We start from the raw sequence: 12,829 nt of genomic DNA, 5'->3' as shown, positions 1-12,829 counted from the left end.
TAGTGGTCGCGGCCATGGTTGTAATCTCCTGAGCAGTAAAGGATCTGTGTGTTGTCGTCGGGGTTCAGCGCGCACTGTGTGCACGTGAAGATCGAGTCCGGGATGTTGATCGCACCCATGTCGTCACCCCTTGCGCTCGCGGTGCATGCGCTCGAGGTCGTCGGCTGCCTCACGCAACAGTTGGGCTGCGGCGAGATCGCAGACGCTGCGCCCGTTGCCGCCGAAGATCTTCAGCCGCACCTTGTCGGGTCGGTCGGGGTCGTCGCCTGCCACGACCACCACGGCTGCGTAGCGCAGGGCGTCGGCCAGTGCCGGGGGCATGTCGACGCTGACCTTCTTCGGTGCCTGGTCGTCAGTCATGTGACATTTGTCCTGTCATGATCAGAATCGTTCGGATCGCAGCCAACCGTTCGACCGCCGCCGACCATCGCTTCGCGTTGAAGTTGGTCGGGCTCTGCCGGTACTGATGCTCGGTGGCGTCGGCATGCGCTTCGGCCGCGATGTACTGCGCCCACGTGGTGCGCGTCGGGTTAGTGGGCATCGTCGCTGCCCTTCGGGAACAGTGCGTCACGGACGGCGGGGGGAAGGTCGATGTCGTCGTCTTCGGTGATCGACTGCTTCAGTGCGTCGAAGCTGATCTGCTGCATGATGTCGTTCGCCACGTGGGCGATGGACTGCAACAGTCCGATGGTGTGCAGTTGCTCTTTGCCGGGGAGGGGGTGGGCGAACCCTTCACCCATCTCGAATGCGTGGCCGGCTTCGGTGACGCTGATGCGCCACACGACGGGGGCGCTGCTGATCTGGTCGAATTCGTGGACTGTCTTCGGGTCGTTCAGATTCACTGGTCTGACTCCTGTTGTGTGTTAGCGGAGTTCGAGGGTGTCGAGCAGTTCCCCTGCAACCCACATCTGCGCGAACGATGCGAGTTCCCATGCGGTGATCACGGCACCGAGCAGACGGGTCATGGGGTGCGACCTTCGGCCCGCGCGACGAGGTAGTCGACGCGGCGGTGCAGGTCCTCGAGGGTGTTGCTGCCGTGGAACAGCAGTCGGGCGTCCGCGATGCCCAACCCCAGGGCCTTCATCGCGTACTGCTCGACATGCACCAGGCCTTCGTCGGTCTCCACAACATGCGCGTTCTCGGCGGTGTCGTCGAAGTGCCCGGTGCCGTAGTCGTCGACCGACCCGGTGAACACTCCTTCGGCGTAGCCGGATGAGTCGGCGGGGTGTGCGAACTTCCCTCCGGTCAGTTCGACTGTCCAGCCCGCGAAGCACATCGCCGTACCGCAGGGCGAATCGCTGCCGTCAGCGTCGTTGTACAGGTAGGTGCGCGGGGCGCGCCAGTCACCCTGGTACCACTCGTCGGGGTTCGCTTTGATGTGCGCGAGGACCGTATTCAGCAGTGCCGCATTAGGTTTCGCGGTGTGCTGGACGTTGTCGGCGTACTCGCCGTACGTCACGTCGGCGTAGGCCGCGGGGACGATGGGGGTGTTGGCGTCAGTGCTCATGCGTACAGTTCCTTTGTGCTCGGCGCGGGTATGGACATCAGCTGCGGTTCGATCAGGCCCTTGTCGATCGCGAGCAGTCGGATCTGCTCGGCACCGAACGGGGTGACATAGGTCGTGTGCGACGCGTGACCGTTCGTCTTCTCCTGGTCGTGCGTCTTCACCGAGAACCAGCCGTCGAACTTTGTGTTCGCGTACGGCTGCCGACGACGTGACCCCTTCGAGATCAGAACCCGCTCGTCGTACAGCAGGGACCACAGCGCGCGGTGCTTCGCCCCGATCAGATTGGCCACGGTGTCGATCAGGTAGCAGCCCTTCCCGTTGAGGAAGGTGTCGAATGCATCAGCCTTGCGCTGGTTCTTCTCGGCGGAGTCGAGAGCCAACTGAAGGCCCTGGTTCATCTGCGCGAGGAATGCCCGCTCAGTCGGCCCCAGTGACGACAGATCCAGAGTGGGTACCCCGTAGCTACCCGTGCGCCTGATTGACGGCAGAACCTCTGTCGTGATCCATCGGCGGAACCGCTTCGCCTCCGGCTTGCGGCTCTGGAAGATCAGTTCGTAGAGACCGGACTCATTGACGACGGTGATCTGCTGTCGACCACCCGCCGTGAGGGTGTCGGTACTACCGACATCCTTTCGATCGAGCCGGCCGACCGCGTCACGCGAGTTGCGGATCTCGAGGATGGTGCACACATCTGCGAGTGCGAACTGCGGCGTATCGATGGACCCGAAGACGCGGAACTGGTTCCCATCCTCATAAGTGAGGAGGTCGAGAATGCCGGATGCCGTAGGATCGGTCATCAGATTCTTCCTTTCGAGGGGTATGGATCGAATAGACCGTCGGGTGGTGGGACACCTGGCGGTCTTTCTCATGCGGCCGCTGTGCTGTGATCAGCGAGCAGGTGTTCTGGCGCGATACCGAGGAGGTCGGCTACCTTCCCGAGGTCCTCGACGCTGAACTGGACTCGGCCGAGCATTCGGCGCGATGCCGCCTGCTGGGTGATGTCGAGGGCTTGTGCCAGATCGCGCTGCGTGAGGCCTCTCCGGGCTAGCTCTGCGCGGACGTTTGTGGTTACGCGCTCAGTGGTTGATTTGGTCACGAGTGAATTTGTAGTCGCTCAGCGCGTAACTTGCAAGCGTGTGATTCACGCTCGGCGTGTCGTGAACACGCTGCATATGAAGCTGATACGCGTGCACGCTGGCATGTACACGCTCAGCGTGTTAGCGTTTCCGCATGAGCACAGCACTGAATTCGATCGACGGAGACCGTGGCGAGTCGCTGAACGACGCAGTGGCTCGACGTTTGCGAGGCAAGATCGCAGAGTTGCGATTGAGCGCCTCAGAGATCGCGCGCGCGATCGGCATGACTCAGGCAGCTATGTCTCGGCGGACCCTCGGTAAGACCGAGTTCACGCTGAACGAGCTCGATTCCATCTGCCAGGCGACAGGTATCGACTTCGAGTACCTGGTGACGGGAAAACAAAACCCCCGCCAGGGAGGACCTGACGGGGGTGGTGTGGTGCGCCCGAAGGGATTCGAACCCCTAACCTCTTGATCCGTAGTCAAGTGCTCTATCCGTTGAGCTACGGGCGCATGTTCTTCAGTTGTCTATCTTGCACCGGCCGACTAGGCCCGGTGTGGCGGAGGCGAGAGGATTTGAACCTCCGGTCCCTCGTAAAAGGGACAACTCATTAGCAGTGAGTCCCATTCGGCCGCTCTGGCACGCCTCCCTGGGGTGGTTCCGATCCCTTCGGACCGCCGGTGCGAAAGATTACACACCTTTCCACCACAAAGGCAAAACGGCTGGTCAGCGCGTAGGAATGGCCGCTCTAACGCAGGTTGCTGTCGAACCAGTCGAAGATCCGCCGCTGCGCGTCGACGATGGCCTCGGCACCCGGGTCGTCGTCCCGGTCGGGCACCTGGGGCGGTTCGTCGGCCCGGTGCGCGAGCCCGGCATAACTCACGACGAGTCCCGCGACGTCGGACTTGGCGGTGGCGTCGCGCAGCATCTCGACCTGATCTGGCGGCGTGGACGGATCGTCCTCCCCGTACAGACCGAGCCACGGCGCCTTCAGCCCGGGCGCCGCGTGCACCAGCGCAGGCGCGTCTTCCGACAGCGGTTCGACGATCCCGCGGGCGGCGACACTCACGGCGGCGCCGACGGGACGCGTCGTGGCGACGAGCAGGGCGGCCGACCCGGCGTCGTCGAAACCCAGCACCCCCACGCAGTCGGCGTAGATCCCGCGCGCGATCAGCCAGTCGAAAGTGGCGTCGAAGTCGGCGAAGAGAGCGTCGCCGAACACCTCGGCGTCGCTGCCGGCCGGTTCCCGGTGGAAGAGGTGCGGCGCTACCGTCACCCACCCCTCCATCGCCAGCGACCGCATCAGATCGAGGAGGGCATCACTGAAGGTGCGCGACTCGTGCAGAATGACGATCCCGCCCCGCGCCGGACCGTCCGGTTCCACCGCGGTGAGCGGAACACGCCTCTGCGGGTCTACGGGCGCGTCTCCGGACGTCCGCAGGGCTGCACTGTCCCTGAAGAATCCCGACATGTCCCTACCTTGGCACGAAGGGGGCGTCGGCGCAGTGGATCGGGAGGCGCATAATCGCCTGGTGACTCCGCGAACCAGGACAGACCTCGACACGATTACGGCCTACGTTCCCGGCAAGAGCTATCCCGGTGCGATCAAGCTGGCCAGCAACGAAACGACGCTGGGCCCGCTGCCGAGTGTCCGGGACGCCATCGCGGACGCCGCCGCCAACGCCAACCGCTACCCCGACAACGGTCACGTCGCCCTGATCGCGGCCATCGCCGACCACTTCGGGGTGGCCACCGCGAACGTCGCCGTCGGAGCCGGGTCGGTGAGCCTGTGCCAGGAACTCGTCCACGCCACCTGCAACGACGGCGACGAGGTCATGTTCGCCTGGCGCTCCTTCGAGGCCTATCCGGTGGTCACCAGGGTGGCGGGCGCGGTTCCGGTCACGGTGCCCCTCACCGCCGACTACCGGCACGACCTCGATGCGATGGCGGCCGCCGTCACCGACCGCACGCGGCTGATCTTCGTCTGCACCCCCAACAATCCGACAGGGCCCGCCCTGAGCACGAGCGAACTCGAGCGGTTCCTCGACGCCGTGCCCGACCGCGTGGTCGTGGCCCTCGACGAGGCCTACTTCGAGTACAACCGGTCGGGCACCGACGGCCTCGACCTGTTCCGCCGGTACCCGAACGTGGTGGTGCTGCGCACGTTCTCCAAGGCCTACGGCCTGGCGGGCCTCCGCGTGGGATATGCGATCGCCGATGCGGCGATCGTCGCCGCGCTGAGCAAGGTCCACATCGCGTTCACGGTCAATGCCGTCGCGCAGGCCGCCGCCATCGCGTCGCTGGCCGCGTCGGGAGAACTGCTGGCACGCACGGACGGCGTCGTCGCCGAGCGCAACCGGGTGCGCGACGCCCTGCTCGCCGCCGGGTACGAGGTGCCCGAATCCGACGCCAACTTCGTCTACCTCCCGCTGGGCAGCCGCTCCGGGGCGTTCGGTGCGGCCAGCGCCGAGGCCGGTGTCCTGCTGCGCCCGTACGGCGACGACGGAGTGCGGATCACGATCGGTGATCCCGAGGAGAACGACGCGTTCCTCGCGTTCGCGACGAGCACCGAGGCGCGCTCGATCGCGAACGTCGCAGTCCGCGCGTAGCGCCCGTCAGACGCCGAGTGCGCTCTTCAGCACCGGCCACGACGTGCGCAGTTCGTCCTGCCAGTACGGCCACGAATGCGTGCCGACGTTCCGGTAGACGAACGTCGCCGGGATCGCGAGCTGAGACATCCGCTGCTGGAACGTCTGCGTGCACAGGTTCGCCGCCGCCTCGAGAGGACCACCCACCGCGATCGTCGACGCGATGTCTCCGCTGATCTCGTACGGTCCGGGAAGGCCGTTGCCGGTGGAGATGTAGATCTGCTTGCCGCGCAGCGCTTCGGCGTTCACCGACGGATCGTGAGCGGTCCAGGCGGGGTCGGTGTCAGGCCCCCACATGTTGGCCGGGTTTCCGCCCTTGAACGCCACCGTGCCGCGGACCGAGTCACGCGAGCTGGGGTTCGAGTTGTCGAGGCATCCGCTGTAGGCCGCGAGTCCGCGGTAGAGCTGCGGGTGCCGGGTGATGAGATTGGCGGCGCCCATCGCGCCCATCGACACACCCGCGACGGCGTTGACGCCGTTCCCGCTGAAGTTTCGGTCGATGATCGGCGGGAGTTCGTTGGCCAGGAACGTCTCCCACTTGTTGACCCCAAGCGTGGGGTCGGGGTGCAGCCAGTCGGTGTAGTAGCTGGCGGTGCCACCCACCGGGAGCACCACGTTGACCTTCTTGTCGGCGAAGAACTGGACGACGTCCGTCTTCTGCGTCCAGGTGCTCTCCTGGAAGTTCGACTCGGCGCCGGCGCTGACGCCGTCCAGCAGATACAGCGACGGCCGCGACCCACCCCCGGCGGGATGCAGGACCTGCACCTGCACCACCCGGCCCATGGCGGGGGAATTGATGAAGACGGCGCTACGGGTGTCGGTGAGCGGAACGATCCTGTCGACGCTCGCGACGCCGTTGCCCTGGGGCGCGACCGGAGCGGGCGCCGGATCGGCCACAGCAGTGAACGCCGGCCCCAGAAGGGTCAGTGACACTGCCAGACCGACAGCAGCCATTGCTTCGCGACGCATAAAGAAAACCCTCTTCCCCGGACTGTGTGGACCCCGATTGCACAGTACAAAATGCGTCCGGTCAACAAGAGCTTAGAGGTTTTGTGACAGCTGTGTGCTCCGCCGTGATCACGTTGTAGTCACCACGGTTCGCTGTGTGATTGCTCTACTTGGGCAGGGCTGACTTCAACTGGTCCAGACCGTCTCCGCTGAGTTCGTCGAGCGCGGCGCGGCGACCCGTCATCGCCAGCACGAGCGCCAGCATCGGGCCGGAGACCTCCGGTCCCGATCCGGTGGTCCAATCGGTGTCGGTGGCCCGCAGCGTCAGTCCGGCCACCCGCGACTTCGATCCGATCAGCAGGTTCGAATTCTTGTAGAAGTCGGCGACGCGGACGACGGCGTCCATCGGATACTCGTGTGCGATGCCGAGCGGCCGGCGGATGTCCTCACCGTGGACGATCATCTCGCCCAGCATGGCGTCGATCGGGCCCGGTGGGTGGGTGGAATCGGCCATGTGCGCCCGGAATTCGTCGAGCGACTGCGCGGGTGTTCCTTCCTCCTCGTGTGCGATGTCCTTCTCGAACATGGTGTTGATCCGGAATCCCGACCCGACGAGCTTTCCGACGAACTTCGGCGGCGTCATCTTCTCCGTCGCCGTCATGTGCGCGAACACGTCCCGCACTGTCCACCGCTCGCAGAGCGACGGCGTCGACCACTGAGTGTCGGTCAGCGGTTCGAGGTCGTCCACCAGGGCGCGGCGTTCTCGGTGAATCGTGGGCCAGGGGCTTGACGTTGCCATTTTTTCACTCCCTCGTCGCTACGAATTCTCCCACCTCGGGACGTCGGCGGCGAGACCCATTGCACAACGCGTTAGTCACGACTAACGTATTGATCGTGCTCGATCAGTTGGAAGTCGCAGCTGAGCCCACCCGGAGACGCCTCATGCAACTGCTGACCGCAGGTGAACAGACCGTCAACAATCTCGCCGCACACTTCCCTGCGAGCCGGTCGGCGATCTCGCAACATCTCCGGGTGCTCACCGAGGCCGGGCTGGTCACGGCACGCAAGGACGGACGCTTCAGGTACTACCGGCTCGATCCTCAGGGACTCGCACAGCTCCGTACGTTGTTCGACGCCTTCTGGATCGACGAACTCGACCGCCTCGTCGCGGACGCCACCGACGAAGCAGGATCCAAAGGAGACAGCTGATGCCATTCGACAAGACCGTCGTCGTCCCGCTGGACCCGGACGCCACGTTCGATCTCGTCACCAGACCGGACCGTTTGCGGCGGTGGCAGACCGTCGCCGCCCGCGTCGATCTGCAGGCCGGGGGCGAGTACCGGTGGACCGTCGTTCCCGGGCACTCGGCGGCGGGTACCTTCCGGGAGGTCGTGCCCGGCAAGCGGGTGGTGTTCACGTGGGGCTGGGAAGGCGACGAGGAACTCCCACCGGGATCGTCCACCGTGACGGTTACTCTCACCCCGGCCGCCGGAGGCACCGAGGTGCGCCTCGTGCACGACGGTCTGAACACCGAACAGGCCGCCCGCCACGCGGAGGGCTGGAACCATTACCTCGACCGGCTCGTCGGCGCCGCGCAGACCAGCGACGCCGGACCCGACGACTGGGCGGCCGCACCGGACCCGCTCGACGAACTGTCCAGCGCCGAGGCGACATTGGCGATCGTGCAACGCGTTCTGCGCGGCGTCACGGCGGACGACATGTCCCGGCAGACGGCGTGCACCGAGTTCACCGTCTCGCAGCTCGCCGATCATCTCGCCGGCTCGATCACGGCTCTCGGCGGCGCGGCGGGCGCGACGTTCGACGACGACCCCGGTAAACCCGTCGAGGCCAGAATCGCCGACCTCGCCCAGCCCGCGCTCGAGGCGTGGCGGAGTCGCGGCCTCGACGGCACCGTGACGATCGGACCGAACGACATCCCCGCCACTGTCGCCACCGGGATCCTCTCCATCGAATTCCTTGTTCACGCCTGGGATTTCGCGGCAGCGACCGGAGCCGAGGTGGCCGTATCCGAACCGCTCGCCGAATACGTGCTGGCACTGACACACAAGATCATCACGCCCGAAGGCAGGAAGGCCGTCGGATTCGACGACCCCGTCCCCGCCCCGCACACCAGCGATGCGGTGACCCGGCTCATCGCCTACACCGGCCGCCACCCCGTCCCGGCGGCCTGACACCTCACACGGAAAGGTCCAGTCATGCCCACGAAGTCGGAATACGCCCAGGGAACACCGAGCTGGGTAGACCTCCAAACCAGCGATCAGGACGCGGCCAAGAAGTTCTATGCGGAGCTGCTCGGCTGGGAGTACGACGACCGGCCGATGCCCGAGGGGCCCGTCTACTCGATGGCCACGGTGCGCGGCGAGAACGTCGCCGCCATCGCACCACTGCAACCCGACGCGGCCGCCGCCGGTGCGCCCGCGAATTGGAACACCTACATCGCGGTCGACGACGTCGACGCGACCGTCGCGAAGGTCCCCGGAGCCGGCGGCCAGGTGCTGATGCCGGCGTTCGACGTGGGGGAAGCGGGACGCATGACCTTCGTCACCGACCCCACCGGGGCGGCCGTCGGACTGTGGCAGGCGAACAAGCACATCGGCGCCTCACTTGTCGGCGACACCGGCGCGTGCCTCTGGAACGAACTGAACACCGGCGACGTCGAAAAGGCACTCGCGTTCTACGACAGCGTCTTCGGGATCACGTCGTCGATGATGCCCATGGGACCGGACCACACGTACCACCTGCTGGAGGTGGGCGACGATCAGGTCGGTGGATGCGGTCAGCCGATGACGCCCGGCACGCCGAACCACTGGCGCGTCTACTTCGCCGTCGACGACGTCGACGCCAGCGCCGCGAAGGTCGTGGCACTCGGCGGCACCATCGTCGAAGAGGCGATGGACATCCCCACCGTCGGTCGCATCGCCGGTGTCGCCGACCCGCAGGGCGCGACGTTCAGCATCATGACGCCCGAGGAACGTCAGGATCAGTAGCCGTGAAGATGCCGAAACCCTCCGAGGAGGACAAGCAGTTCTTCCGGTCGCTGATCCCCGACACCCCCGGCGTCGAGGTGAAGCCGATGTTCGGCAACCTCGGCGCCTTCGTGAACGGGAACATGTTCGCCGGACTCCTCGGGCCGAGCGTCGGGGTCCGGCTCCTCACCGAGCAGGCGAAGGACGAACTGGCATCCACCGACGGCGTCGGCGGTTTCGGTCCGGGTGAGAAGCCGATGCGCGAATACCTGGCCCTGCCCAACCATTGGCGGGACACCCCGGATCTCGCGGTCCCGTGGATCGAACGCGCGATCGCCGAGGTCGCCGAACTGCCGCCGAAACAGCCGAAGGCACGAAAGCGGTAGCGAACGACAGCGACAACTAGGAGTGCGACGCGCGCTCGGGATCGACGCGCCCGGTCTCGATCAGCCACATCATGACCTGCTTCGCGGCTGCAGGATCTTCGGACCGTGCAGCGATAGCGTAATCATCCTGTGATGTCATCAACTGTCCCACAGGGGTCTTTCGCCGATGCGCCGCGACAATGAAGATCGACGCTGACGGCTGTTCAACCCACAAGCGATACTCGTCCGCGGTCATACCGAGGTACCTTCCGAGCGAGATCGCTCGACCGTCCACCTCACCGGCAGCGTCGTGCCACGCATCGACCCACATCGCTGTCGCGCCGGCACCCGGGCGGATCACGATCGGCGAAGTCGCTCGTTACCTACGCGGACCTGTTCGACGACGACCTCGCGGCCGTGGGCAGCGCGCTCGATCAGGCCCGATCTGCGGGCGAGCGTGGGCGAAGTGTGGGCATCGGCCGAGTGACCGCGACGTCGACAGACAACGAAAAATGCCCTGACCTGGCAACTATCACCAGATCAGAGCCTTCTCACTCTGCGGAAGCGGAGGGATTTGAACCCTTTCTAGCCCTCTGGTCAGACCGGTGAAAGAGCGTTGACCTGCTGAAGAACATCACTGCGATTCACCGGTCATTAGCCGATCTCCCAGCCAAGTGTGTCCAGAGTGTGGCCAGCTCAGGTGTAATCCTTCGTATCTCGGGAAGCTTCGTAATGGTTGACCCCTAAGAAGGTGTGCCACATGCGCCGCCGTCCGCGTGCTTGCAGGCGCTTGCACTGGTACCAACCCGCGGTCTCGATCGCCACTTTCCGCGCTTGCGCCTGCGGGGTGTCGAGGGCCATCTCGAGGGCAGGCTCAAGGTCCGTGTCGTGAGCAGCGAGTATTACAACGTCATACTCGCCCGACACGACGGCCTGAACGAAGTTGAGTGCAACGAGGACGTCGACTCCCTTCTCTTGCGGAGTCAGGATGTTGTGGACATACCGATACCGCAGGGGCCGGTATGTAACCTCCACGCGCGAGTCTCGGGTCCATTCCGCGCGCTGTGCCTGCGAACGGCGATACGAAGTGGAATCGTGCTCGTTCGAGGGGAGACCTCGGTACACCTCCACCTTCGCAATATCCGCAGGAGGCGTGTCGGCACCTTTCGCGTTCGCTCGCGCCTTAAGAATCTGTTGAGCGAGAAGCAGTGGATGCAGAAGAGACTCATGGGTCGGAGTCCCCTCGGGGGTGAACTTCCCACGCGCCGTCAAATGCATGTTCTGGTAGTCGACCACGACCGCGACGCGCTGACTCAAGAGCACCCCCAGAAATAGAAAGCCCCACCAGTCCCGGAGGACGGTGGGGAGCTATGCCTCTAAATTAGGCAGGCCGTCATAGCCTGTCAACTCATCGATTTTGGACCTGACCTGGCAATACGCCCCGCAAGGGGTCTGAGTTGAGCTAAGACCGGACAGTATGGTGGTACTACCTTCGACCCCTCGGGTCCGACAAAAAGTCGCTCAAGAACGCAAGTAGGCGGCAAAGAAGGGGTCTGCAGCAACCAATCCGATGGCAGAAAAACATTGTCGCCAAAGTGTGATCTAAATCACACTCCTCGGAGAGGCGCAAGCTAGTTTCAAGGATACTCCCGGTTACCCACAACCTCGAACAACAGTGACGCCCCGCAAGACTTGGGCCTATCTATTGAGCATGGGAACCAGATGACCGGCCGCGCCGTCCAAGCAGACATGAGCCCAAACGACCCGGCTCGAGCGGAGACGCCGGCGCCAAGGTCAGCTTCCCTCCGACCCTGGCGCCGGTGAGGTGGAAGGTACCGCGGAGGACTGACAACATCGGTCCTCCGCAAACTTTGAACCCTCCGCGGACTTTATCCACCTCCCCCGCGGCGAAGGCGTCTCGGGCGTCTGAGGTCCCTCCCTACCCCCCTTCACGTGCACAGGGAGGGCCAGGGCACACAACAGTGCCCCCGCGTCTCACAAGGTCGGCGGGGGCACTGCCCGGTGCGGTGCGGTCGGTAACCTCCTCAGGAAACCCGACCGCTGCACTGGTCTACGGGGTGACGGTGATCTTGACGATGCGCTTCGGGTCGAGCACGTTCCAGCCGGTGCGCCAGGTGACGCGGATCGCAGTGGAGTCGGACTGGAAGAGCGGCTGATCGGAGATGGCCAGCGCCAGCCGGCTAGCTGCGGCGATGATCGTGGTGCGGTCGACTCCAAGGATGGCCGTGGTCGGTGCCTGAGGGGTCACGATGACCGGGACGCCTCCCAGGGAGCGGATAGGTGCACCCTCGGGGCTCGAGAGGTTCACTACGGTCTGTGCACTGCCCGTCGTGACCTTCAGCTTGGCAATGGCAGCCCACGTGGCAGGGTGCATGATGAACTGCGAGGCTCGGCCACCCTGCGTCTCGATGGTGGCGATCGCGTCGGTGAACACGTCGAGGTCGGCGTCGAGCATGCCGCCGTCACTGATGCCGGTGAGCTGCAGCAGGCCGGTGGGCCCGGGGTTGGCTGCGGCATTGGACAGGAACGCGGCGTCTGCCTTCTTCTGCACCGCGATGGCGAGACCGTTCGAGAGCAGGCTCGAGGTGGCGCTGCCGTTGTTGCGCATCTCGTTGGAGATGCTGGCGAACGCGGCAACCTTGCCGGTCTGTACGAGGATCTCGTCCAGGTCGGGGCCGCTGTCCGGGATCAGGTCACCCTCGGCGACGAAACCGACAGTGCCGGCGTCCTTCACGAACGGGACTCGGATGCTCGGGGCGTCACCTTCGATTGCACCGGCCACGGTCGCGGCCTGGTAGACGAGGGCGTCGGGGATGGTGTCGGCGGCGGCGATGTAGGTGACGTCAGGCGATAGTGCCCGCGGGCTGTTCGGGGTGGTGTTGATTGCCATGAGTGGCTCCAGTCAGGTGTGCGCATGAGGTGCGCGTGAGTGTGTGGGGTTAGGTTCAGCCGGTCGCGGTGCGCGGTATCGACGTTCACCTAGAGGGCCGTTGCGGCCAGGTGGTGGGGCAGCAATGAGGCATTGCGCCCTGTTGCTACCCCACCAGGGTATCAGGAGTTTTCGTCCGGTTCTGTTTCCCAGCGACCGACGACACCCTCGGCGAGGTAATGAGTCACTGTCTCCCCCTCGGCGACACCCAGTGGGTTACCGTCTGCGTCGGTGAGCAGCTCGGCCGGTCCGGTCACCGTTGCGGGCCCGGGCTTGGCGAGCAGCTCGGTCCATTCCTTCTCGGCCTTCTCGACCTTGTCCCAGTCGATGTTGTCGGTCATCGTGTG

At 65.0% G+C, this 12,829-nt stretch carries 19 protein-coding genes and 2 tRNA genes; 6 read left to right on the top strand and 15 right to left on the bottom strand.

Going from position 1 to position 12,829, the window contains the following annotated elements:
- Positions 1-123 precede the first annotated feature (123 nt).
- The 6 genes from ROP_RS19835 to ROP_RS45285 all read right to left on the bottom strand — a co-directional run bounded on the left by ROP_RS19835 (position 124) and on the right by ROP_RS45285 (position 2,603).
- Complete coding sequence (locus ROP_RS19835; RefSeq protein ID WP_012691195.1) at positions 124-360, bottom strand: hypothetical protein; 237 nt, start codon at positions 358-360, stop codon at positions 124-126.
- Entirely contained in the window at positions 353-541 is a 189-nt protein-coding gene (locus ROP_RS19830; protein WP_012691194.1) for a hypothetical protein, read from the bottom strand. The genes ROP_RS19835 and ROP_RS19830 overlap by 8 nt, the downstream gene beginning before the upstream one ends.
- Entirely contained in the window at positions 531-842 is a 312-nt protein-coding gene (locus tag ROP_RS19825; protein ID WP_012691193.1) for a hypothetical protein, read from the bottom strand. The genes ROP_RS19830 and ROP_RS19825 overlap by 11 nt, the downstream gene beginning before the upstream one ends.
- A gap of 119 nt (positions 843-961) precedes the next feature.
- Positions 962-1,507: a hypothetical protein gene (locus ROP_RS19820; protein WP_012691192.1), complete on the bottom strand. Its 546-nt coding sequence runs from the start codon at positions 1,505-1,507 to the stop codon at positions 962-964.
- A complete protein-coding gene (locus ROP_RS40485) occupies positions 1,504-2,304 on the bottom strand; it encodes a phage antirepressor (RefSeq protein ID WP_012691191.1) in 801 nt (266 codons plus the stop codon). Before ROP_RS40485 ends, ROP_RS19820 begins: the two co-directional genes overlap by 4 nt.
- 68 nt (positions 2,305-2,372) lie before the next feature.
- On the bottom strand, positions 2,373-2,603 hold the full coding sequence (locus tag ROP_RS45285; RefSeq protein WP_080512504.1) for a helix-turn-helix domain-containing protein: 231 nt from the start codon (positions 2,601-2,603) through the stop codon (positions 2,373-2,375).
- Positions 2,604-2,737: 134 nt separating this feature from the next.
- Here ROP_RS45285 and ROP_RS41365 point away from each other — a divergent pair, with 134 nt between their 5' ends.
- Positions 2,738-3,058: a helix-turn-helix domain-containing protein gene (locus tag ROP_RS41365; RefSeq protein WP_012691189.1), complete on the top strand. Its 321-nt coding sequence runs from the start codon at positions 2,738-2,740 to the stop codon at positions 3,056-3,058.
- Here the strand turns inward: ROP_RS41365 and ROP_RS19810 are convergent.
- The 3 genes from ROP_RS19810 to ROP_RS19800 all read right to left on the bottom strand — a co-directional run bounded on the left by ROP_RS19810 (position 3,021) and on the right by ROP_RS19800 (position 4,055).
- Positions 3,021-3,096 (bottom strand) — tRNA-Arg (locus ROP_RS19810). The genes ROP_RS41365 and ROP_RS19810 overlap by 38 nt on opposite strands.
- 45 nt (positions 3,097-3,141) lie before the next feature.
- Positions 3,142-3,233: transfer RNA gene (locus ROP_RS19805), tRNA-Ser, on the bottom strand.
- 99 nt (positions 3,234-3,332) lie between these two features.
- Positions 3,333-4,055, bottom strand: a complete 723-nt coding sequence (locus ROP_RS19800; RefSeq protein ID WP_012691188.1) for a dienelactone hydrolase family protein — start codon at positions 4,053-4,055, stop codon at positions 3,333-3,335.
- 61 nt (positions 4,056-4,116) lie between these two features.
- On the opposite strand from ROP_RS19800, the gene hisC reads away from it, so the two are divergent.
- Entirely contained in the window at positions 4,117-5,193 is a 1,077-nt protein-coding gene (gene hisC, locus ROP_RS19795; RefSeq protein ID WP_012691187.1) for a histidinol-phosphate transaminase, read from the top strand.
- 6 nt (positions 5,194-5,199) lie between these two features.
- Here hisC and ROP_RS19790 read toward each other — a convergent pair whose 3' ends face one another.
- Both ROP_RS19790 and ROP_RS19785 read right to left on the bottom strand, forming a co-directional pair.
- Positions 5,200-6,201: an alpha/beta hydrolase gene (locus ROP_RS19790; RefSeq protein WP_012691186.1), complete on the bottom strand. Its 1,002-nt coding sequence runs from the start codon at positions 6,199-6,201 to the stop codon at positions 5,200-5,202.
- A 145-nt stretch (positions 6,202-6,346) separates the two neighbouring features.
- On the bottom strand, positions 6,347-6,979 hold the full coding sequence (locus tag ROP_RS19785) for a maleylpyruvate isomerase family mycothiol-dependent enzyme (protein WP_012691185.1): 633 nt from the start codon (positions 6,977-6,979) through the stop codon (positions 6,347-6,349).
- Positions 6,980-7,074: 95 nt separating this feature from the next.
- Here ROP_RS19785 and ROP_RS45280 point away from each other — a divergent pair, with 95 nt between their 5' ends.
- From ROP_RS45280 to ROP_RS19765, 4 genes are read left to right on the top strand one after another with little or no spacing between them, the layout of a single operon-like run.
- Positions 7,075-7,389, top strand: a complete 315-nt coding sequence (locus ROP_RS45280; RefSeq protein ID WP_012691184.1) for an ArsR/SmtB family transcription factor — start codon at positions 7,075-7,077, stop codon at positions 7,387-7,389.
- On the top strand, positions 7,389-8,372 hold the full coding sequence (locus tag ROP_RS19775; RefSeq protein ID WP_012691183.1) for a TIGR03086 family metal-binding protein: 984 nt from the start codon (positions 7,389-7,391) through the stop codon (positions 8,370-8,372). The genes ROP_RS45280 and ROP_RS19775 overlap by 1 nt, the downstream gene beginning before the upstream one ends.
- Before the next feature lie 24 nt (positions 8,373-8,396).
- A complete protein-coding gene (locus ROP_RS19770) occupies positions 8,397-9,188 on the top strand; it encodes a VOC family protein (protein WP_012691182.1) in 792 nt (263 codons plus the stop codon).
- Between the two features lie 2 nt (positions 9,189-9,190).
- The gene (locus tag ROP_RS19765) at positions 9,191-9,553 is read left to right on the top strand and encodes a TfoX/Sxy family protein (RefSeq protein ID WP_012691181.1); all 363 of its coding nucleotides are present in this window, start codon (positions 9,191-9,193) and stop codon (positions 9,551-9,553) included.
- Positions 9,554-9,569: 16 nt separating this feature from the next.
- On the opposite strand, the gene ROP_RS19760 is transcribed toward ROP_RS19765, so the two are convergent.
- The 4 genes from ROP_RS19760 to ROP_RS19745 all read right to left on the bottom strand — a co-directional run bounded on the left by ROP_RS19760 (position 9,570) and on the right by ROP_RS19745 (position 12,823).
- Entirely contained in the window at positions 9,570-9,788 is a 219-nt protein-coding gene (locus ROP_RS19760; protein WP_148222495.1) for a hypothetical protein, read from the bottom strand.
- Between the two features lie 440 nt (positions 9,789-10,228).
- Positions 10,229-10,855 (bottom strand): NYN domain-containing protein, encoded by a 627-nt coding sequence (locus tag ROP_RS19755; RefSeq protein WP_012691179.1) that lies wholly within the window; start codon positions 10,853-10,855, stop codon positions 10,229-10,231.
- Between the two features lie 748 nt (positions 10,856-11,603).
- A complete protein-coding gene (locus ROP_RS19750) occupies positions 11,604-12,443 on the bottom strand; it encodes a phage major capsid protein (RefSeq protein WP_012691178.1) in 840 nt (279 codons plus the stop codon).
- A gap of 161 nt (positions 12,444-12,604) precedes the next feature.
- A complete protein-coding gene (locus tag ROP_RS19745; RefSeq protein ID WP_012691177.1) occupies positions 12,605-12,823 on the bottom strand; it encodes a hypothetical protein in 219 nt (72 codons plus the stop codon).
- Between the last annotated feature and the right edge of the window lie 6 nt (positions 12,824-12,829).

This window comes from Rhodococcus opacus B4 (assembly GCF_000010805.1).
In the GTDB taxonomy this organism is placed as follows: Bacteria; Actinomycetota; Actinomycetes; order Mycobacteriales; family Mycobacteriaceae; genus Rhodococcus_F; species Rhodococcus_F opacus_C.
Note: the sequence above shows the minus strand (reverse complement) of the source record. Positions and strands in the feature narration are given on the sequence as shown.

What these genes read in the sequence shown, in the direction of transcription:
- ROP_RS19835 (WP_012691195.1), bottom strand. Translation starts at nt 360, where the DNA reads ATGACTGACGACCAGGCACCGAAGAAGGTCAGCGTCGACATGCCCCCG.
- ROP_RS19830 (WP_012691194.1), bottom strand. Translation starts at nt 541, where the DNA reads ATGCCCACTAACCCGACGCGCACCACGTGGGCGCAGTACATCGCGGCC.
- ROP_RS19820 (WP_012691192.1), bottom strand. Translation starts at nt 1,507, where the DNA reads ATGAGCACTGACGCCAACACCCCCATCGTCCCCGCGGCCTACGCCGAC.
- ROP_RS40485 (WP_012691191.1), bottom strand. Translation starts at nt 2,304, where the DNA reads ATGACCGATCCTACGGCATCCGGCATTCTCGACCTCCTCACTTATGAG.
- ROP_RS41365 (WP_012691189.1), top strand. Translation starts at nt 2,738, where the DNA reads ATGAGCACAGCACTGAATTCGATCGACGGAGACCGTGGCGAGTCGCTG.
- ROP_RS19800 (WP_012691188.1), bottom strand. Translation starts at nt 4,055, where the DNA reads ATGTCGGGATTCTTCAGGGACAGTGCAGCCCTGCGGACGTCCGGAGAC.
- ROP_RS19790 (WP_012691186.1), bottom strand. Translation starts at nt 6,201, where the DNA reads ATGCGTCGCGAAGCAATGGCTGCTGTCGGTCTGGCAGTGTCACTGACC.
- ROP_RS19785 (WP_012691185.1), bottom strand. Translation starts at nt 6,979, where the DNA reads ATGGCAACGTCAAGCCCCTGGCCCACGATTCACCGAGAACGCCGCGCC.
- ROP_RS19775 (WP_012691183.1), top strand. Translation starts at nt 7,389, where the DNA reads ATGCCATTCGACAAGACCGTCGTCGTCCCGCTGGACCCGGACGCCACG.
- ROP_RS19770 (WP_012691182.1), top strand. Translation starts at nt 8,397, where the DNA reads ATGCCCACGAAGTCGGAATACGCCCAGGGAACACCGAGCTGGGTAGAC.
- ROP_RS19760 (WP_148222495.1), bottom strand. Translation starts at nt 9,788, where the DNA reads ATGACCGCGGACGAGTATCGCTTGTGGGTTGAACAGCCGTCAGCGTCG.
- ROP_RS19750 (WP_012691178.1), bottom strand. Translation starts at nt 12,443, where the DNA reads ATGGCAATCAACACCACCCCGAACAGCCCGCGGGCACTATCGCCTGAC.
- ROP_RS19745 (WP_012691177.1), bottom strand. Translation starts at nt 12,823, where the DNA reads ATGACCGACAACATCGACTGGGACAAGGTCGAGAAGGCCGAGAAGGAA.